At 40.9% G+C, this 20,190-nt stretch carries 16 protein-coding genes; 3 read left to right on the top strand and 13 right to left on the bottom strand.

Annotated elements, in window-relative coordinates:
- Positions 1-318: 318 nt before the first annotated feature.
- The 12 genes from lysS to pth form a co-directional block, all read right to left on the bottom strand.
- Positions 319-1,809 carry a lysine--tRNA ligase gene (gene lysS / locus ACPBEH_RS09365; RefSeq protein ID WP_096695405.1) on the bottom strand — a complete coding sequence of 497 codons (1,491 nt, stop codon included), beginning with the start codon at positions 1,807-1,809 and terminating at the stop codon, positions 319-321.
- A gap of 102 nt (positions 1,810-1,911) precedes the next feature.
- Positions 1,912-2,898, bottom strand: a complete 987-nt coding sequence (dusB, locus tag ACPBEH_RS09360; protein WP_424348993.1) for a tRNA dihydrouridine synthase DusB — start codon at positions 2,896-2,898, stop codon at positions 1,912-1,914.
- Between the two features lie 83 nt (positions 2,899-2,981).
- Positions 2,982-3,860, bottom strand: a complete 879-nt coding sequence (gene hslO / locus ACPBEH_RS09355; RefSeq protein WP_424348992.1) for an Hsp33 family molecular chaperone HslO — start codon at positions 3,858-3,860, stop codon at positions 2,982-2,984.
- A gap of 72 nt (positions 3,861-3,932) precedes the next feature.
- Positions 3,933-6,029 (bottom strand): ATP-dependent zinc metalloprotease FtsH, encoded by a 2,097-nt coding sequence (gene ftsH / locus ACPBEH_RS09350; RefSeq protein WP_424348991.1) that lies wholly within the window; start codon positions 6,027-6,029, stop codon positions 3,933-3,935.
- Positions 6,030-6,117: 88 nt separating this feature from the next.
- Positions 6,118-6,663: a hypoxanthine phosphoribosyltransferase gene (gene hpt, locus ACPBEH_RS09345; RefSeq protein WP_424348990.1), complete on the bottom strand. Its 546-nt coding sequence runs from the start codon at positions 6,661-6,663 to the stop codon at positions 6,118-6,120.
- 39 nt (positions 6,664-6,702) lie between these two features.
- The gene (tilS, locus tag ACPBEH_RS09340) at positions 6,703-8,082 is read right to left on the bottom strand and encodes a tRNA lysidine(34) synthetase TilS (RefSeq protein ID WP_424348989.1); all 1,380 of its coding nucleotides are present in this window, start codon (positions 8,080-8,082) and stop codon (positions 6,703-6,705) included.
- An 85-nt stretch (positions 8,083-8,167) separates the two neighbouring features.
- The gene (locus ACPBEH_RS09335; protein WP_011375293.1) at positions 8,168-8,611 is read right to left on the bottom strand and encodes a S1 domain-containing RNA-binding protein; all 444 of its coding nucleotides are present in this window, start codon (positions 8,609-8,611) and stop codon (positions 8,168-8,170) included.
- Positions 8,612-8,731: 120 nt separating this feature from the next.
- Positions 8,732-9,130, bottom strand: coding sequence for an FtsB family cell division protein (locus tag ACPBEH_RS09330; RefSeq protein ID WP_424348988.1), 399 nt, complete (start codon positions 9,128-9,130; stop codon positions 8,732-8,734).
- Between the two features lie 145 nt (positions 9,131-9,275).
- Positions 9,276-9,542: an RNA-binding S4 domain-containing protein gene (locus ACPBEH_RS09325; protein WP_011375295.1), complete on the bottom strand. Its 267-nt coding sequence runs from the start codon at positions 9,540-9,542 to the stop codon at positions 9,276-9,278.
- A gap of 9 nt (positions 9,543-9,551) precedes the next feature.
- Positions 9,552-11,135 (bottom strand): putative polysaccharide biosynthesis protein, encoded by a 1,584-nt coding sequence (locus ACPBEH_RS09320; RefSeq protein WP_424348987.1) that lies wholly within the window; start codon positions 11,133-11,135, stop codon positions 9,552-9,554.
- Positions 11,136-11,171: 36 nt separating this feature from the next.
- Positions 11,172-14,693: a transcription-repair coupling factor gene (mfd, locus tag ACPBEH_RS09315; protein ID WP_424348986.1), complete on the bottom strand. Its 3,522-nt coding sequence runs from the start codon at positions 14,691-14,693 to the stop codon at positions 11,172-11,174.
- 178 nt (positions 14,694-14,871) lie between these two features.
- Entirely contained in the window at positions 14,872-15,429 is a 558-nt protein-coding gene (gene pth, locus ACPBEH_RS09310) for an aminoacyl-tRNA hydrolase (protein WP_011375298.1), read from the bottom strand.
- Positions 15,430-15,659: 230 nt separating this feature from the next.
- On the opposite strand from pth, the gene ACPBEH_RS09305 reads away from it, so the two are divergent.
- Positions 15,660-16,637 carry an L-lactate dehydrogenase gene (locus ACPBEH_RS09305; RefSeq protein ID WP_104964513.1) on the top strand — a complete coding sequence of 326 codons (978 nt, stop codon included), beginning with the start codon at positions 15,660-15,662 and terminating at the stop codon, positions 16,635-16,637.
- Positions 16,638-16,714: 77 nt separating this feature from the next.
- On the opposite strand, the gene ACPBEH_RS09300 is transcribed toward ACPBEH_RS09305, so the two are convergent.
- Positions 16,715-17,134, bottom strand: a complete 420-nt coding sequence (locus tag ACPBEH_RS09300) for a MarR family transcriptional regulator (protein WP_424348985.1) — start codon at positions 17,132-17,134, stop codon at positions 16,715-16,717.
- A 652-nt stretch (positions 17,135-17,786) separates the two neighbouring features.
- Here ACPBEH_RS09300 and ACPBEH_RS09295 point away from each other — a divergent pair.
- Both ACPBEH_RS09295 and cbpA read left to right on the top strand, forming a co-directional pair.
- Positions 17,787-19,166: a peptidoglycan binding domain-containing protein gene (locus ACPBEH_RS09295; protein WP_424348984.1), complete on the top strand. Its 1,380-nt coding sequence runs from the start codon at positions 17,787-17,789 to the stop codon at positions 19,164-19,166.
- Between the two features lie 181 nt (positions 19,167-19,347).
- The gene (gene cbpA / locus ACPBEH_RS09290; protein WP_011375302.1) at positions 19,348-20,028 is read left to right on the top strand and encodes a cyclic di-AMP binding protein CbpA; all 681 of its coding nucleotides are present in this window, start codon (positions 19,348-19,350) and stop codon (positions 20,026-20,028) included.
- The last annotated feature ends 162 nt before the right edge of the window (positions 20,029-20,190 follow it).

The following is a 20,190-nucleotide window of genomic DNA, read 5'->3' as shown; positions in this document are numbered from 1 at the left end:
AATTAATATACCATTTATAACAACCAATTGTCAAGAACTTTATTAATATTTTTTGAATAAATATTCAAAAGCAATTTTTAATGTCTCTTGTAATGGTTGTGGCTTTTATCTCGCTGACAACATAGACTACTATATCAGCTATCTAATCATTCGTCAACTTTATTTATTCATCTTTATTTCAGAACTTTCAACACCTAAATAATCCAATTTATCCGGTATTTTATGCAAAACATGAACAATTATCCAAAAGCAGTCTTTATATGGCGGTTATCCCGAAAATTACACAAAAAAAACGCCTTTTCAGGCGTTTAAAAAGTTTTAAATTTCTTCATTTTCTTGCTTATCTGGACGCATTGTTGGGAATAAGAGGACATCACGGATAGAAGCAGCGTCAGTTAACAACATAACAAGACGATCAATCCCGATACCAAGTCCACCTGTAGGCGGCATTCCGTATTCTAATGCTTCGACATAATCTTCGTCGATACCTTCAGCTTCATCATTACCATTTTCACGTTCCTTAGCTTGTGCTTCAAAACGTTCACGTTGATCGATTGGATCATTCAATTCAGTAAAGGCATTTGCATATTCATTACCATGCATGAAGAGTTCCCAACGGTCTGTGAAACGATCGTCTTCGGCATTCTTCTTAGCCAATGGTGAAATTTCCACTGGATGGCCATAAATGAATGTTGGTTGTACTAACGTATCTTCAACGAATTCTTCGAAGAAGGCGTTAATGATATGCCCCACTTGCCAGTATTCTTCATACTTAACGTGGTGTTGATCTGCTAATTCACGAGCAGCTTCAACTGTCATTGGTTGCCAGAAATCGACACCTGTTTCAGCCTTAATAGCATCTACCATGTGAACACGGGCAAAATCACCATCTAAGTCAATTGCTTGACCTTGATATGAAATTTGACCAGTTCCCAAGACTTTATGAGCTGCAAAACGGATAATGCCTTCTGTTTCATCCATGACATCTTTGTAATCAAAGTATGCAGCGTATGTTTCTAACATCGTGAATTCAGGGTTATGTTTGGTATCAATCCCTTCATTCCGGAATACACGGCCAATTTCATAGACCCGTTCCATCCCACCAACGATTAGTCGCTTCAAGTGCAATTCAAGCGCAATCCGTAAGTAGAGGTTAATGTCTAATGCATTGTGATGTGTAATAAATGGCCGTGCTGAAGCTCCACCAGCTTGGCCATGCAAGACAGGTGTTTCAACTTCAGTAAAGTCATGTGTATCTAAATATTCACGAACGGCAGAAATAATCTTACTCCGTTTTGTGAAACGATCCATACTTTCAGGGTTAGCAATCAAATCTAAATAACGTTGACGATAAATTTGTTCGACATTCGTTAAACCGTGATACTTATCAGGTAATGGGCGTAATGCCTTTGACAAGAATGTTAGATGAGTTGCCTTAACCGTTAACTCACCCATATCAGTTTTCATGATTTGACCGGTAATACCTAAGTGATCCCCTAAATCGGCTTTCTTGAAAATTTTGTAGTTATCTTCACCGACTTCGTCTTTACGAACATAAATTTGAATCTTACCTGAACGATCGCGGATATCGGCAAAACCAACTTTACCTTTACCACGTTTAGACATCATTCGTCCTGCAATTGTGACTTCTTGGTTTTTAACATCCAAGTCATCTTTTTCAATTGCTTCAAATTCTTCGTGTAGCGCTGCTGCTAAATGCGTCCGTTCAAAACGGCTCCCAAAAGGATCAATGCCTTCATCCTTTAAAAATTGCATTTTTTCGCGACGGACCTTAAGTTGGTCATTCATTTCTTTTTGATTATCTTTTTGTGCCAACTGACAATTCCTCCATTACTTTCAATTATCTACTCTTGTTGATTTTAACATGAAACTAGGCAATTAAGTATCCCCTTATGCCATTCTTGCTTCAGTTTCTTCAACAAAACGGTCTAAAATGTCGCCAACCGCTTGTTCTGTTTCAACTTCATTAACTGCAGCCTTCGTCTTAGCAGCGCGAGGAATCCCCTTGAGGTAGTAAGCAGCTTGTTGTCTGAATTCACGACAAGCAACGTTTTCGCCCTTCAATTCTACTAAACGATGCAACTGGAGCTTAGCTGTTTCAATTTTTTCTCTTGGTGTTGGTTCTGCAATCAATTCACCGCTTCGCAAATAGGTTTCAACTTGGCGTAAAATCCAAGGGTTCCCTAAAGCAGCGCGGCCAATCATGACAGCATCGGCACCGACCTCATCCAACATGCGTTTGGCATCTTGTGGTGTGCGGACATCCCCGTTACCCATAAATGGAATCTTCAATTCAGCTTTAACTTGCTTCAAGATATCCCAGTCTGCTTGACCAGTATACATTTGTTTACGAGTCCGACCGTGCATAGCAAGTGCTGACGCACCAGCGCGTTCTGCAGCAAGGGCGTTTTGAACAGCAAAGATGTGATCTTCATCCCAACCAGTCCGCATTTTAACCGTGACCGGTTTTTTAACAGCGTCCGTCACATATGAAACCATTTCGTAAACCTTATTTGGATCTAATAACCAACGCGCACCAGCGTCCGTCTTCACGACTTTGTTCACGGGACAGCCCATGTTGATGTCGATGATGTCAGCTTGTGTGTGTTGATCCACAAATTTAGCGGCTTCCACTAATGTATCTTTTGAGCCACCAAAAATTTGGATGCTCACTGGATGTTCGTTTGGATCGACGAACATCATGCCCATTGTTTTTTTGTTATTGTGCATAATCCCGCGGTCACTAATCATTTCACAGACGACTAAGCCTGCGCCAAATTCCTTTGCAGTCACTCGAAATGCTGCGTTTGTAATACCAGCCATTGGTGCGACGACTACTTGATTTGGAATCGTCACGTCTCCTATTTGCCATGTCATAATGCCAACCCATTCCCTTCGTGTCTTTCGACAATATCCAAGCTATCATAGCAAAAAATTATCTTTCAGGCAAAAATTCCGTCCTATTGTTCTGCTAAGATGGCTTTCAAATCTGCTTCACTAAATTGATATTGTTTGCCACAGAACCGACATGTTGCTTCGGCACCGTGATCTTCTTCAATTAATTGTTTTAAATCTTGGGGTGCAATTGAACTGAGTGCTTTAGCAAACCGTTCCTTAGAACAATCACATTCGTATTTAACAGGTAATTCTTCCAAAGTCTTCATTGGTAATTCACCAACGATTTCGGTGATGATTTCTTCAGGTGTCATCCCTTGTTGCAATAGTTCTGAAACAAGTGGCATTTCTTGTAGTCGTGCTTCTAGAATATCAATTAAGCGATCGTCTGCACCAGGTAAGATTTGAATCATAAACCCTCCGGCAACGCCGATTGTGCTATCTTCATTGACAAAAACTGAAACACCGACTGCTGATGGTGTTTGTTCAGATTTTGCTAAATAGTACGTAAAGTCTTCACCTAATTCACCAGAAACTAATGGCACTTGCCCAGTAAAGGGTTCTTTAAGGCCGAGATCCTTAGTAACACTTAACGTCCCCGTTGTGCCGACGCCGGCTTTAACATCAATCTTATTTTTCTCATTTGAGGGTAAGTTAACGTGGGGGTTAGTGACATAACCCTTAACAGTTCCTTGCGCGTTACCGTCAACTACGATTTTTCCGACAGGGCCATCGCCATCGACTTTAACCGTCATCTTAGTATCGCCTTTTAAACCAGCGGCACTTAATAGTAATGTCCCAACAATTGTCCGGCCAAAAGCGGCTGATGATGTGGGCCATGTATCGTGTTTTTCTTGTGCTTCTGTGACAACTTGTGTGGCATTTACGGCATAGGCCCGTAATTGACCATCTTCTGATACTTGTTTGACTAAATAATCCTTCATTATGCTACCTCTTTTATTTATTGATACAAAAAGGTCGACCACTAATCGTGTCGACCTTTTCGTTATAACCGATTATGCATTATCGCTTGAGTCATCATTAGTTGGTTTTGAATCAGCAGTATCATCCGCAACTTCTGTTGTTTCTGAATCAGCTTGTTCAGCCTCTAATTCTGAGTCAGTTTTTTCAGCTTCTTTAGCTTCAAGTGCTTTTTTAGCTTCTTCAAAAGTAGCCGCTTTTTCACTTGGGAATTCTTCAGTATTCTTTTCAGGCATCTTACCATCATTGAATAAGCTTAAGATTTCTTTTTCGTTTAATGTTTCGTACTTCAATAACATTTCAGCAATCAACTTGTGTTGTTCACGATGTGCTTGAATAATTTCAGTTGCTTGTTGATGTGCTTCGTCGATTAAGCGACGAACTTCGCTATCAATTGCAGCAGCCGTTGCTTCAGAAAAGGCTGGGCCTTGACCGTAAGCAGCACCGACGAATGGTTGGCCTTCTTTTTCAAGTGCAACCGTTCCTAGTTTTTCAGTCATCCCATAATGGGTAACCATGCCACGTGCAATATCTGTTGCTTGTTCGAAATCGTTTGAAGCACCGGTTGATTGAGAGTTGAAGATGATTTCTTCAGCTGTCCGACCACCCATTAAACCAGTCATTTGTTCCGTTAATTCTTTCTTACTCATCAAGAATTGATCCGTCTTAGGTAACATGATGGCATATCCGCCAGCACGACCACGAGGCACAATCGTGACTTTCCGAACGACACGTGAATCACTTAATACTAAGCCGATAATTGCATGACCAGCTTCGTGATAAGCCACTGTTTCACGTTCTTTAGGATTGATAACACGATCCCGTTTAGCAGGACCAGCAATTACCCGATCTTCGGCTTCATCAACATCAGAAGCATCGATATCTTTTTTACTACGACGAGCTGCCACAAGGGCTGCTTCGTTTAATAAGTTTTCAAGATCAGCACCCACAAAACCTGGTGTTTGTTGGGCAATTTCTTTTAAATCGACGTCGTCTGCTAATGGTTTGTTCTTGGCATGGACTTTCAAGATGGCTTCACGGCCCTTAACATCTGGACGACCCACAAGGATCTTCCGGTCAAAACGACCTGGACGTAAGAGGGCTGGATCTAAGACATCTGAACGGTTAGTAGCAGCGATGACGATGACGCCTTCATTACCTGAGAAACCATCCATTTCAACTAACATTTGGTTTAATGTTTGTTCACGTTCATCGTGGCCGCCACCCATACCGGCACCACGTTGACGTCCAACAGCATCAATTTCATCAATAAAGATGATTGATGGTGCTGATTTTTTAGCTTGTTCGAATAAATCACGAACACGGCTAGCACCAACACCGACAAACATTTCAACAAAATCAGAACCAGAGATTGAGAAGAACGGTACGCCCGCTTCACCAGCAACTGCTTTCGCTAATAATGTTTTACCAGTACCTGGAGGTCCTTCGAGTAATACCCCGGCTGGAATCCGTGCGCCTAATGCCGCAAACTTACGAGGATCTTTCAAGAATTCGACAACTTCGACCAATTCTTGTTTTTCCTCTTCAGCGCCAGCAACATCAGAGAAGCGTACTTTATTCGCACCCTTGTCTGCTTTTTGCGCCTTGGATTTACCAAAGTTCATCATTCGGCCACCTTGGCCACCGCCTTGACCTGCTTGACCCATCATCATGTAGAATAATCCGAACATAATAATTAGTGGCAAGATTAGGCTTAAGATGCTAACCCACCAACCAGATTGTGGTTCTTGCATTGTTTCAATCTTTGTTTTGTTTTGGTTAGCTAAATTCGTAATGGCACTAACTTGTGAATCACTTTGTAATAAAGTGGTTGTAAAGTGTGTCACTTTCTTATTTTTTGATTGTGAACCAAAAAATGTTGACTTAGGCTGTTCGTCTTTTTGTGCTTTACGATATTCCCCTGAAATTTTATAAATACCATTTGTCGGTTGAATTGAGAACGACTTAACTTTATCCGTCTTCAATTCACTTAAAAAAGTACTTGATTGAACTTCCTTAGACTCTGATCCGCTATTGCCATTCATGAAGAATGAAAATACACCGACTAAAGCCACTAGGATAATAATGTAAAACAGACTATTACTGAACAGTCTATTCTTCTTGTTGTTCATACGTGACCTCCTGAAGCTTCTCATCATTTGTGACACTGTGTCCTTTTGACACTGTTAAACTATAACATATCTGACTTTCATTGACCATTTATTTACCCGAATATATTTCCGGTTTCAAAACGCCAATTGTCCCCATATTACGGTAACGTTCGGCATAATCTAAACCGTATCCAACAACGAATTCATTTGGCACTTCCATGCCAACATAATCCGAATGAACTGGGACAACTCTACGACTTGGTTTGTCCATTAAAGTACAAACTTTAATCGAATTAGCTTGGCGAGTCTTCAAGATGGCCATCAAGTAATTCAACGTCCGACCAGTATCGACAATATCTTCAACAATGATAATGTCGCGCCCTTGAACGCTCGTATCGAGATCCTTAATAATCTTTACTTCGCCAGATGAAATCGTCCCTTCGCCGTAACTTGAAACGTCCATAAAATCGATTTCGACGTGCAAATCGATTTCCCGAATCAAATCAGTCATAAAGACAATTGCGCCCTTTAAAATCCCAATCATTAATGGGTTTTTACCTTGGTAATCCGCCGTAATTTGCTTGCCCAATTTTTCATTGACCCGTTGGATGTCTTCTCTGGTGTATAAAATACGTTCGATATCTTGTTCTAACATTGAGCTAGCCTCCATTTTTTAGTAAAGCCTGAATATTCTTTATTCATTTGCATAACATAGTACGTACCGTATTTTACCAGTTTGTTCGTGATTAAACAATGCTGAAACTCTAAATTCCGGATGACCAATCAGGGTTCCCTGCGTCCATACACCCCAACTATTCTGCCGCTTTTCCTGGGGCACCTTCAAATCGATAAACAAGCGTTTAAGTGTTTTATGATGGGTTTTATCAATCATAATTGCATCAGTTAACTGACATGGTTTGACAACAATTGGCCATTGCTCATCTGCCAGCCAGATTAATTGCTGACCCGATAGTTTACGGGGCAAATGATTAATTTCAAAAATCCCAATTTGTTCGTTATTTGGAAGCGTGCACCATTGATTTAGCGTTAGTGTTCGACTTTTTTCAGCTTTCGACACGCCTTCATCCCCGGTTAGTTGACCAATTTGGAAACGTTCATAGACTTTGGTAAACACCACGCCTTGACCAAGTGCTAACTGCCCTTGCGGCTTAGTCATCGATTGCACTAATTGATGGAGCTGCTGTAACTGTGCTTCTTTGAGCGGGCCAATATGCGCGAAGTGCTGGTTAATAACCAATTGCCAGATGGCTGTCTGTTGTGCTGCCGGTAATGTTTTAACCGCCTTGAGCTGACCACTAACAACTTTATCGGTGGTCTTCAAATCCAGTAACGGTAATAATGCCGTTGTTAATTGTGCTTGTTGTGCCAATACGGCCGTCAATTGCTGGCTGAAGCGATTCGCATTTTGCAAAATTTGACCATTCTCCTGTTTTAAAAAGGGGGTCAAGGTATGACGAACACGATTGCGCAAGACGGTCGTCTCATAGTTTGTCTGATCTTCAAAAGACGTAATATTATTGGCTACCGCAAAGTCGCGTAAATCCTGCTTAGCAAATGGTAGCAAGGGTCTAATCAACATGCCATTTGCAAATGGGCGTTGGCTTTGAATCCCACGCATTTCGTGCAGTTCACCACTGCGAATAAACTTCATCATCAGTGTTTCTAACTGATCGTCCCCATGGTGTGCCGTGACGAGGTAAGCCGCCTTTTCTGCAGTCATTAATCGTTCAAAAAATTGATATCTAAATTCACGGGCTGCCGCCTCAATCCCCGTTTGCGGGTGCTGTTTGAACGGCCAATGCGCCACTTGCAGTGCTAAGTCATTTTCCAAACAGAATTGCCGTAAATAGGCTTCTTCTGCCACACTTTCTGCGCGTAACTCATGATTGACGTGGGCAACAATCAATTGAGGTTTAAGTGCTGTCGGCAGGCGTTGCAAAAGGGTCAACAAAACCATTGAATCAACCCCCGTTGACGTCGCAACGATCACTTTGGCGCCAGCCGGCCAAAACTGGTGGCGCCGCATCTCATTTTGAAAAGCTCGTTCTAGCATCTTACCCCTCCTTCAAATGAATAGAGGTTGGGTTAAAAGTTTAATCACTAAACTTAAAACCCAACCTCTATCATGATTTTTTTGATTAACTACGACGACCGCCACGGCCCCCACGTTTACCTTCTGTATTGCGTTTAATAGTAGACAAACGATCTTCACTATCTTTTAAGAAGCCTGATAATAAATCGTCAAAGCCTTCCTTCTTAGGCGCACTTGTATGTTCAGGTTTACGATACCCACCGCGATTGTTATTTGGACGACTAGATTGTGGCCGAGTATGCTCTTGCACCTTAGGTTGATCAACCGCTTTTCGAATTGATAATCCGATTTTTCCGTTTTGATCTGACATCACCTTCACAGTCACTTCGTCCCCAACTGTTAAGACATCGTGAATGTCCTTGATATAACTATCAGAAACTTCACTGATGTGGACTAATCCGGTCTTGCCTTCTCCTAAATCAACGAAAGCGCCAAAATTCGTAATACCTGTTACCTTACCAGGAACTTTTGAACCAACTTCAACTGCCATATAAAACTACGTCCTCCTAAATGGTCGTTTGAACTCGTCAAACTTTTAATCACAAACTTGTGATATTTAATAAAATAAGTATAGCACGCTTTACCCTTGAAACAAGGCTGTAAACTGAAATTATTTTTGTTGTTCGTTTAAATTTGGTGCCTTATCCTGGGGCAAACTATAGATTGTTTCGCCCTTCTTTGAATAATAGTATTTATAGCGGATATACTTCGCTAGATAGTCATCATTATGCAACTGAGAGACTTGTACTTTTAAATCCGCTTCTTTAGCCTTGGCCTTTTTTAAGGACTGTTTTTTAACAACTGTTTGTTTCTCAATTAATGCCAGAGAATGGTGGGTTTGCAGGATTTGAATGCCGCAAACACTAAAAAGAATTAATGCAATCAGCCCGAGCGCTAATAACCGACGCTTATGAACCATTCGTGTTCGTTTTGATTTTTGTTCAACCTTCTGTTTAACCGCCTGTTGTTTCGTATAGGCATTTTCAATCTTCGTTATCTTACGACTCACGCTAGCCCCTCCAATCACTGATTGTAATCCCTTTATTATAGCAAGTTAATAAAAACAACGTCAACCAATATCACGAAAATAGGCGATATTAGTGATTATCCTTAACAAATTGGACTAAACCACTAATATCGCCTATTAAAAGACCTTATTCAAAATTTTCTGCAACCTTAGTTTCAAGGATTTCATACATTTCTGCCGCATCGCTCTTCTTGGTTGTTTCGATAATTTGTGTAATCTTGACAATCATCGTTTTATTGCCAAAACCAATTTCCAATTTATCGCCGACAACGACGTTACTTGAAGACTTTGCTTGACGATCATTAATTAAAATCCGGCCTTTATCTGCAATTTCCTTTGCAACTGAACGTCGTTTAATAATCCGTGATACTTTTAAAAACTTATCTAATCTCATTAGTGTCGCCTACCTTTTTAATTTTTGTGCTAGTTTCAGCAATCGTTTACCACCCGGTATCGTTAACCATTCTCGAATCGAGAATAATTGCCACGCTAAAGCAAGGCTGATAAAGACGGGTACCCCGACTGCAATCCCAACGCCAGCACCTAAAACGGCTTGGCCCCTTGAGACCAAACTAGGTTGAATGACGGTTACCACAAAGCGGACCGCTACAGCCATGATGCCACAGATCAAAACCAATTTACCTGTAAAATGCTGGCCGTCCAGGGCATCTCGCACCAATTCCGGTGATTGCCGTAAGATTAAGGCTAACACAACCCCTAAACTAATAACAGTCCCAACACTCGCACCCACAATTTGGAAATGTTGTACGAGCCATTGATTAATGACCACTTTGACGAAAAGGCCGATCAATAGCGCAATCGTCGTCTTATGGAACTGATCCAAACTCTGTAAAACACTATTGCAGGCATTGATTAGCGCAATAATCACAATACTTAGCATGTACCACACTAAGGCTTTATTCCCATCTGCATCCCCAAACAACAAGTAATTGACTTGAGGCATCAGAATCATCAAGCCGGTTGTTGCCGCTGCTGAAAGGCCTAAACTGATATGAATCAATGATTCAGCGACTTGTTGGAATTGATGATCTTGCTGTTGTTGACGCGCACGAGAAAGACTTGGAATCAATGTCGATGAAAAAGCCATCGAGATAACTAAGCCTAATTGCACGAGCGGTTGGCCCCGGTCAAATATCCCTTTAAGGTTTTTAGCAAAATCCTCGGTTAAGCCACTGGCCACTAAGCCTTTTTTAACCGTGAATGAATCAACCAACTGTAATAACACTATTAATGAAGCAAACAGACAAATTGAGCCCCCTTCTATTAATAAGCGTTTAGCCAATGAACGGTACGCACCTAGGTTAATGCCCTTCGGTTTTGTCCCTCTGAGCACGAAGGCCTTTTCCGCCGGTTTCAATAAAGCGACTGTCGCTACCAGACCCCCGAAAAAGGCCCCGGACATCGCCCAGGTTCCCATTTCATAAACGGACCAGTGTAGCTTCAGTGATAACCACGCCGCCAGGATAATCACGACCACCCGGACAAGTTGTTCAGCCACTTGTGACGTAGCCGTTGGAATCATATTGAAGATGCCTTGGAAATACCCCCGTGTAACCGCCAAAAACGGCATCAATAAGAACATGTATGACACCATTCTGATTAATGGTGCCAATTCAGCATCTGCCATCGCCACCGCAATTGTCGGTGCTTGATATTGCAAGTAGAAAAAGATTAGTGCGCCGAACAACCCTAATAGCGCAAATGACCGTCGTAAAATCTGGGTTTGTTCAGCCGGGGCTGTTTCTTCAGCTACAATTTTAGAGATATAAACCGGAAACCCACTTAGCGCAAACGTCATCCCAATTCCATAAATGGGATAAACTTGCTGATAAACGTAAAACCCGGTGTTGCCAACCATATTTTGAAATGGGATCCGATAGACCGCACTCAATATCTTGGCAACAAAGGAGGCAATTGATAAGACAACTGCGCCCTTCATTAAATGTTGCATCTGTTTATTTTGCATCGAATCCCTCCGATAATCGCTACCAGTAACTAGCGGTTATTTTGCCAACTGCTTCTTTTCGATTTCAACGAGTGTTTCCACAAAAATCGCCAATTCACGTAACCAATCGCCAGTCTTCATCTTAGGTTGGATAATTAACGTCACACTTAATTTTTCTTGTTCAAAACCGACCGTTGCCTTCAAGCGAGTTGCTGACAAGGCTTCAAAAATCTGTTCACCAGAAACTAAGCGACTCCCTTTTGGTGATAAGACGACTTGAATCTTGTCTTTGACTTGTTTAATCGTTTCGATTAACGCATCATCGGCATTCATTTTTAATTGGCCAATCGTTAAGAGATGCGCGACTTGAACGGGATAATCCCCGAAGCGATCGATTAAATCGCTCTGAATTTCCGTAAAGGCCGCTTCCGTATCCATTTGACGAATTCGTTTGTAAATTTCAATTTTTTGCCGTTGATCATTAATATAATCATCCGGCAAGTAAGCTTCGAGCTTCAAATCAATCTCAGCATTAGTCTTAGCCGCCACTTTCTTGCCTTGTTTCTTGGCGACTGCTTCGCTGAGCATTTGTGAGTATAAATCAAAACCGACTGAATCGATAAAGCCGTGTTGTTGTTTACCTAATAAGTTACCGGCGCCTCGAATCGATAAATCACGCATCGCAATTTTGAAACCGGAACCTAATTCAGTAAAGTCTTTAATGGCCTGCAGACGCTTCTCGCTGACTTCGGTCAATACCTTATCCGGTTTATACATAAAATACCCGTAAGCGACCCGACTACTCCGGCCAATCCGCCCCCGTAATTGATACAGTTGGGACAAGCCGTAGTGATCAGCATCTTCGACAATCATCGTATTCACATTGGGCATATCAACTCCGGTTTCAATAATCGTGGTTGTGACCAACACATCATACTTACCTTGAACAAAGTCGTAAATGACCCCTTCTAGTTGGGCCTCCGTCATTTGACCATGTGCATAGCCGACGGTTGCCTCTGGCACAAGTGCTTGAATCTCATCGACGGTTTGTTCAATATCACTGACCCGATTGTGCAGGTAAAAGACTTGTCCATTGCGTTCCAATTCCCGTTCAATCGCTTCTCGCATCGCACCAGCATTTTGTTCCATCACATAAGTTTGGATGGGGTACCGGTTAGTTGGTGGGGTTTCAATAACAGAAAGATCCCGCACACCCAACATCGACATGTGTAACGTCCGTGGAATTGGCGTTGCCGTTAAGGTTAACACATCGACTTGCGCCTTTAATTGTTTGAGTCGTTCCTTATGTTTAACACCAAATCGTTGTTCTTCATCGACAATTAATAAGCCAAGGTCCTTGAAGACGACATCTTTTGATAATAGACGATGCGTCCCAATGACGATATCCACTTGCCCTTTTTCCAAGCCTTTAAGCGTAGACGTCACTTCTTTACGCGTTTTGAATCTTGATAACAGTCCGAGTTCGACTGGGAAATCCGCAAACCGCGCTAACATATTTTCGTAATGTTGTTGGGCCAAAATCGTGGTGGGTACTAAGAAGGCGACCTGTTTACCAGCTGCCACTGCTTTAAAGGCAGCGCGCAAGGCAACTTCAGTTTTCCCAAAACCCACATCCCCGACTAACAAGCGGTCCATTGGGCGTACTTTTTCCATATCGTGCTTAATTTCAGCCGTACTGCGTAGTTGATCATCCGTTTCTGGGTACGCAAACTGATTTTCAAAATCAGCTTGTAATTGATCATCTTTAGGAAAGGCATAGCCCTTTTCAGCTTCCCGTTGCGCGTACAATTCGATTAAATCATCCGCAATATCTTCAATCTTCGCGGAAACTTTACTCTTCGTCTTTTGCCATTCTGCACCACCTAGTTTATTAATCTTAGGTGTTTTGGACTCGGCTGAGACGTATTTTTGAACCATGTCCAACTGGGTCACTGGAATAAACAGCTTCCCATTATCCCGGTACAAGATGGTGATGTAATCCTGATGGACACCGTCGACTTCTAAGGTCTCCATCCCGACGTATTCACCAATCCCGTGATTGACGTGAACAACGTAATCACCTGGTTTTAATTCGCTGTAACTCTTTAAGCGTTCCGCATTAGCCAACGTTTGCCGGCGCACTTTCTTTTTCGGCGCGGTATTAAATAATTCTTTTTCAGTCAGAACGACTAATTTTAAATCTGGTAGCTCAAAACCATTTTGCAATGAGCCCTGGACAATCTGAATCTGACCAGCCACCAATTTGGTTTTCGTTGTAACCGTCGCTTCGATTTCAAAGTCGTGGAAGGTTTGGTCAATTTTCTTCACCCGTTTGGCATCTGATACCAAAACAACGACGGTTTGCTGTTGCTTTTGCCAACGACTCATTTCCGTTTTCAACAATGGCATTTGGCTAAAGAACTGTTGCACATTGCGGGTTGGCATATTGCCTAACGTATCTAACTTTAGCTTTCCCATCCCTTTTTGAAATAGGGATAAATATAAATGCGGGTGTTGATCTTGCTTCATTAAATGATGAACATCGACTAATAGTTTTTGTGCCGGCAGTAAGCGGCGATTGCCCAACATATCAGTCTGCCAATTAGCGGCTTCTTCCGCTAAGACACGCTGCGTTTCTTGAATGCGGGGATAATCATCAAAAATCACTAACCCGCTGTTCTTAAAGTAGTCAATTAAACTCGTATGATCGGGGTAAAGATAATCGACGAAGAGCGCTAAATTTTCCAAGCGCTCGCCTGCCAATAATCGACTAATCGGCGTTTCAAAGTTCACGGCTAACGCCTTTTGATCATCTTTGGCCGTTATCTTGGCTGCTGCTTGCTGATAATCGGCCTGCAGTGCTTCTCCGGCCATTTCAAGTTGGGCCGCATTCGCTAGTAAATCAGTTGCTGGCATGAGGTCGACACTCTCAAGATTTTCAATACTCCGTTGGGTATCCGCCTCAAATGAGCGAATTGCATCAACCTCAGTATCAAAGAGTTCAATCCGGACCGGATTTTCCGTATCAAGCGGGAAGACATCAATAATATCGCCCCGCATTGCAAATTCACCAGGTTTACCGACTAATTTATCGCGATGATAGCCCATTTCGGCTAACTGTGCGCCTAAAATTTTCGGATCGACTTCGCCGCCTATTTTGATCTGGGTCTGACTATCGCGCCATTGCCGTACAGTTGGCAATAACCGTCGCATCCCTGCAACTGAAGTGACAACAATCCCTTTTTTACCCGTCGCCAAAAAGCTCAACGTCCGCACACGCTCAGCTCTAGATTCTGGTGAACTAACTGCAATCTCGGCTGCCATCACTTCTTCAACAGGAAAGGTATAAATCTGGTCTCCATTTAACTGATTAGCTAAATCCTCAGCCACCTGATTGGCTTGAAACATATTACTTTCGATGATTAATAACGGCTGACGCTGTTGTTTATAAATCGTCGCCAAAAAAAGCGTCTTGGCTGAGCCCGAAAGGCCCGTAAGCAGTTGTCTGACGCCTGGCTTTTGATTTTCTAATACGGATTGCACTTGCTGGGTGTTACCCAACATTGAAATTAAATCCATTCAAAAGGTCCCTTACTTTCTTGAATTTTGTGACTGGTAAAAATGGGCGATATGGCCTTTAAACTGTGCCATTAGTGCTAGATTTCTGCGCCTAGCTACGCATCGTAAACAATCGGTTGCACCGATTATTCACGATACTAGGCTAGTGCTCAAAATCTAAACAAGCACTAAAAGCACTCTAATTAAATTTATTCATTGTCTTCATAAAGTCGTCGTTTTGACACCAATCGTCGATTGCTTCGCAGGCTTGATCAATCGCTTGATTAATCACTGGTGCGCCATCTTTATCAAATGGTGTTAGAACCCAATTGACCACCGTACTTTTTTGAGGATGTTGAATCCCAATTTTAAGCCGCTTGAAGGTTTGGCTCTTCGTGTGCGCAATAATACTTTTAATCCCGTTATGACCGCCTGCTGAACCCTTTTGGCGGAGGCGTAATTTGCCCATCGTTAAATCCATATCATCTTGGATGACTAATAATTCATCAATCCCAACTTGGTAGTAACTCATCAATGGGCCAACTGAGCGGCCAGAGTCATTCATGAATGTCAGTGGTTTAACTAATAAGACTGTTTCACCTTCGTATTTGAAGCTGCCATATTCTGCTTCAAAATCATGTTTATTGAGTGTTACGTTGTATTTTTCACATAATTGGTCAATCACCATAAAGCCAATATTGTGTTTTGTTTTTGCATATTTACTCCCAGGATTCCCCAAACCAACAATCATCTTCATTTGTCTTACCTCTTCTTCAAAATCGCCGTTATAACGCAAAAATACTGAGAAGTTACTCTCCCCAGTCGACGTTTGTTATTGCTGTTTATTATACCATACCCGTTTTTCTTTCTATATTAGGAAATAAATAGTTTTCTGAAAATTTAAACAAAATTAGCGAACTTTCATGCAAATTATGCTATACTGGTTTTCGAAATGAAGAATTGTTTTACAGAAAGGACGTCATTATATTGGCAAACATTGAAAAAGATCACCAAAAAGTTATCCTCGTCGGCGACGGCGCTGTTGGTTCTAGCTACGCTTATGCTTTAACATTACAAGGTATTGCACAAGAAGTTGGTATCGTAGATATCTTTAAAGAAAAAACACAAGGTGATGCAATCGATTTATCTGATGCATTAGCTTTCACTTCTCCTAAGAAAATCTATGCTGCTGAATACTCAGATGCAAAAGATGCTGACGTTGTTGTTATCACTGCTGGTGCACCACAAAAACCAGGTGAAACACGTTTAGACTTAGTAAGCAAAAACCTTAAAATCTTGAAGACAATCGTTGATCCTATTGTTGAATCAGGCTTTAACGGTATCTTCTTAGTTGCTGCTAACCCAGTTGATATCTTAACTTACGCTACATGGAAATTATCAGGTTTCCCTAAGGAACGCGTTATCGGTTCAGGTACATCACTTGACTCAGCTCGTTTCCGTAAAGATATCGCTGAAATGGTTAACGTTGACGCACGTTCGGTCCATGCTTATATCATGGGTGAACATGGTGATACAGAATTCCCTGTATGGTCACATGCTAACATCGGTGGCATCAAGATTTCTGAATGGGTTAAAGCTCATCCAGAAGTTAAAGAAGAAGAACTTGTTAAGATCTTCGAAAGTGTTCGCGACGCTGCTTACACAATCATTAACTTAAAAGGTGCTACATTCTACGGTATCGGTACTGCATTAGCTCGTATTACTAAGGCTATCTTAGACGACGAAAATGCTGTCTTACCATTATCAGTATACATGGATGGCCAATACGGCTTGAACGATATCTTTATCGGTTCACCTGCTGTTATCAACCGTTCAGGTATTACTAACATCCTTGAAATTCCATTGACAGACCACGAAATGGAAAGCATGCACAAATCTGCAAAACAATTAAAAGATATCGTTACAAAAGCTTTTGAAGAATTAGATATCGAAACTCGCCAATAATCTCGATTATTGCTAATTAAAAAGGGCCCAGACAAAGTTAACTTTGTCTGGGCCCTTTTTTGATGTTTTACTGACGCTTAGTTGGCTTGTTCTAAAGTATGATTGACCATCGACATCAAGTTGATATCACGATCCTTTAATTGCGCATCCCAAGTCAGCAATTCCGCCTTAATCGATTCGTAAATTTCAACCCCTTCAGGCGTCGCATTAACCCGCATCAGACGCTGATCATCTTGTTCGCCGCGGACTTTGTAAACCAACTGCTTAGATTGTAGTAGATTTAACTTTCTTGAAACCGCTGGTAATGATGTTTTGAAGAAAACAGCCAGTTCACTTGGTGATTTTCTTTCCTCTTCAATGATTTGTTCAATCACCAAAAATTGTTCAAAACTAACGTCATACTTACGACTAATTGTATTTAATTTTGCTGCGATTTGCTGTAATTTTGAGTACCATTCCCCTAATACTTGCATTCTTGTATCTGCTTTACCGACCATTATCTTACCTCCTATGTAAAATAGTTATTTTTTAATTGTTTGGCATTCGTATAGGGCATATACCATTTTAGTTTATACGATCTATTCAATCCCAATAATTAGTTACCGAAATACTTGTATATAAAATATAAGTTATGATTAAAACATTTAATCTTTATTTTCACATTTGATTTATGTTCAAAAACCATTGTTATGGCAAATTTGCATAATCGTCTAATTGCTTATCCAGAGCCCTTTTAATATTGTTAACATCACTTATCATATCGCAATACTATATCGTTGACAATAGTTAATTGTTAAAATATTAACACAAAATATTAATACTATTAATATCTTTATTTATTTTTTATTCTACTATTCGAAATTTCTTCACAAACTTCACGTATCCTTATCAAGAGATTAGTTTCTACTAAAAAATTAACCAAGACCACTTTTTAGCTTATCGAAACCATTCATTTAATTTTAATAATTGCGCCTGCTATCAATAGATTGTTAAGCCCTTTATTTATCTTTCCTTAAAATTATCTAATAATCAACCTTTCATATTTCTTTTTAAGGTGCTTTCTAGTATGCTTACTATTAGTTAACGTCCTTTGTAATTAAAAACTATTTAGGGTATGATTAATCTATCAGAAAGATTGGAGTTGATGTTGTGAAGGTTTCAAAGAAAACTTATACCGCTTTGGGCATCGCAGCCGTTATTTTAATCGGTGGTTATTCGGCCATGAGTCTCCACTACAACAAAGTATTTTTACCAAACACGGTAGTTGCTGGTACCAACATTAGCGGGAAAACCCCTGCCGAAGCTAACGAAGCATTACTCAAGCAAGTCAATCATCAAAAATTTACATTAAAAGAAGATCAAACAACCCGCTTATCTTTTACAGCTAAGGAAGCTGGTTTTAGCCATAACTTCCAACCCCTTTTGAAGAAAATTCAAACTTCACAAAACGGTTGGACCTGGCTTGGTCATCAATTAAGCAATCCGAAGAAATTACAATCTGAAAATGCCCTCATTTTAAATCAACAAACTTTTAAGCAATTTACAGATCAAACGGCTGCTAAGTTAAATACCGGTCGAACAGCTTCTAAGAATGCAACGATTAAGTTAATTAATGAAAACTTTGAGATTGTTAAGGAAGTCAACGGCAACCAAATTGATCAAGCAAAATTTGCCAAAACAATCAATACAGCCATTAACCAAGGGAAAACAACGATTAATTTAAAGCAGGACTACACTGTGCCAACTATTAAATCAACCGACTCAGCCCTTCAAAAAACGGCTAAGAAAATGACCACCATCAGTGATGAAAAAATTAACTATTCAGTTAACGGTAACGAGTTCACAGTCCCTAAGGCCACTATTCAAGGTTGGTTAGTTAATAACAACGGTGCAGTGTCACTTGATAAAACTGCCGTTTCTAATTACGTTTACCAACTCAAGACAAAATACGATACTTATGATAAACCATTAACCTTTAAATCAACGAAACAAGGAACGGTCACCGTGCCTGCCGGTATCTACGGTTGGAGTATCTCACCTGCCGATGAAATTAGCGCCCTCATGAAAGAAGTCCCTGAAGGCAAAGACTTCTCTAGAACTGCTGTTATTCGTGGTTCTGGAATGGCACAAAAAGATCGCAGTGTCGGTTCAACCTACATCGAAATCGATAAAAAAGCACAACATATGTGGCTCTATCAAAACGGTAAGGTGACAATTCAAACCGATGTCGTGACAGCACGACCACCTCAAACAACGCCAAGCGGTGTCTGGAGTATTTGGAAGAAAGAAAGGAACGCTACTCTAAAAGGAACCAACTTTGACGGCGTTAGCGAGTACGCAAGTCCCGTTAATTACTGGATGCCAATCGACGAAACCGGCGTTGGTATTCACGATTCGCCATGGCAACCTAAATACGGCGGCACTTGGTATAAAGAACATGGCTCACACGGCTGTATCAATACACCACCAACAATTATGGCCCAACTTTACAATACCGTTAGCGAAGGGATTCCAGTGGTCGTCATCTAAAACAACTTAAAAAAGGTCCTAAAAAGCAATTCATACGATTGTCTTTTTAGGGCCTTTTTAAATCTCATTAATATTTAATTGTTTTTTCGCCAAGTCGAAAAACTAGTTATTTTAATTCCGGCAATGGTATGCTATGATTACATCAGTATATGAGAGAATTTTAATCTAAGGAGAAATGCTTATGTTAATCAAATCCCTAGTGTTACCCAAAGAACGTTTAACCACGATTGAAGAATCCGTGACGCTCGAAGAAGCCTTAACCATTTTGGAAGATTCCGGTTATCGTTGTGTCCCTGTTTTGGATGCCAGCGGTAAAATTTTTCGTGGCAATATTTATAAAATGCACATCTACCGGCATAAATCTCAAGGGGGCGACATGCAATTACCCGTCACAAGTCTCTTGAAGAATATGACGAAGTACATTCCGGTTGACGCGCCATTTTTCAAAGTCTTCTTTAATATCAAGGATTTACCTTATATTGCTGTATTAGATGAAGACAGCAATTTCTTTGGTATTTTAACGCATAGTACCTTGCTTAACATGCTTTCGGAAGCTTGGAACTTAGAACTCAGCAGTTATGTGCTCACGGTCCTTTCTGCCGGTGAACAAGGGGATTTGGTTGCCATGTCGAAGATTATCGCTAAATACACATCGATTGCCAGCTGCATGACCTTAGATGCTAAGCAAGACGAATTCGTTCGTCGGACACTCTTCACATTGCCTAGTGGCTTAGATATCGAAATCCTCAAGAAGATTACCAACAAACTTGAGAAAAAAGGCTTTAAAGTACCCGAAATCGATGACTTACAATCAGGCAAAGTTCTCCGTAATGATTCTGACGAAATTGAAAATGTGATTTAAATTAAAAGAAGTGCGTTGTCAGTGGCTAGCTTTTGAGTATTTGCAGAACTTAGCGAATTGGTGATGAAATCACCGGTTTGACAAGTTTAGCAAAGCACAGAAAGTTACTGACAAAAGCACGTTTAAGAAAAAAAGTGTGTTTGAAACGCTTTGACTTTGAGC

It is taken from the genome of Latilactobacillus parasakei (assembly GCF_049674265.1).
GTDB classification, from domain to species: Bacteria; Bacillota; Bacilli; order Lactobacillales; family Lactobacillaceae; genus Latilactobacillus; species Latilactobacillus sakei.
This window is presented reverse-complemented; position numbering and strand designations above follow the sequence as displayed.

Coding starts and splice junctions, on each gene's coding strand:
- ACPBEH_RS09335 (WP_011375293.1), bottom strand. CDS start 8,611: ATGGCAGTTGAAGTTGGTTCAAAAGTTCCTGGTAAGGTAACAGGTATT.
- dusB (WP_424348993.1), bottom strand. CDS start 2,898: ATGACATGGCAAATAGGAGACGTGACGATTCCAAATCAAGTAGTCGTC.
- hpt (WP_424348990.1), bottom strand. CDS start 6,663: ATGTTAGAACAAGATATCGAACGTATTTTATACACCAGAGAAGACATC.
- lysS (WP_096695405.1), bottom strand. CDS start 1,809: ATGAATGACCAACTTAAGGTCCGTCGCGAAAAAATGCAATTTTTAAAG.
- ACPBEH_RS09300 (WP_424348985.1), bottom strand. CDS start 17,134: ATGGTCGGTAAAGCAGATACAAGAATGCAAGTATTAGGGGAATGGTAC.
- ACPBEH_RS09325 (WP_011375295.1), bottom strand. CDS start 9,542: ATGAGATTAGATAAGTTTTTAAAAGTATCACGGATTATTAAACGACGT.
- hslO (WP_424348992.1), bottom strand. CDS start 3,860: ATGAAGGATTATTTAGTCAAACAAGTATCAGAAGATGGTCAATTACGG.
- ftsH (WP_424348991.1), bottom strand. CDS start 6,029: ATGAACAACAAGAAGAATAGACTGTTCAGTAATAGTCTGTTTTACATT.
- ACPBEH_RS09320 (WP_424348987.1), bottom strand. CDS start 11,135: ATGCAAAATAAACAGATGCAACATTTAATGAAGGGCGCAGTTGTCTTA.
- mfd (WP_424348986.1), bottom strand. CDS start 14,693: ATGGATTTAATTTCAATGTTGGGTAACACCCAGCAAGTGCAATCCGTA.
- pth (WP_011375298.1), bottom strand. CDS start 15,429: ATGAAGATGATTGTTGGTTTGGGGAATCCTGGGAGTAAATATGCAAAA.
- tilS (WP_424348989.1), bottom strand. CDS start 8,082: ATGCTAGAACGAGCTTTTCAAAATGAGATGCGGCGCCACCAGTTTTGG.
- cbpA (WP_011375302.1), top strand. CDS start 19,348: ATGTTAATCAAATCCCTAGTGTTACCCAAAGAACGTTTAACCACGATT.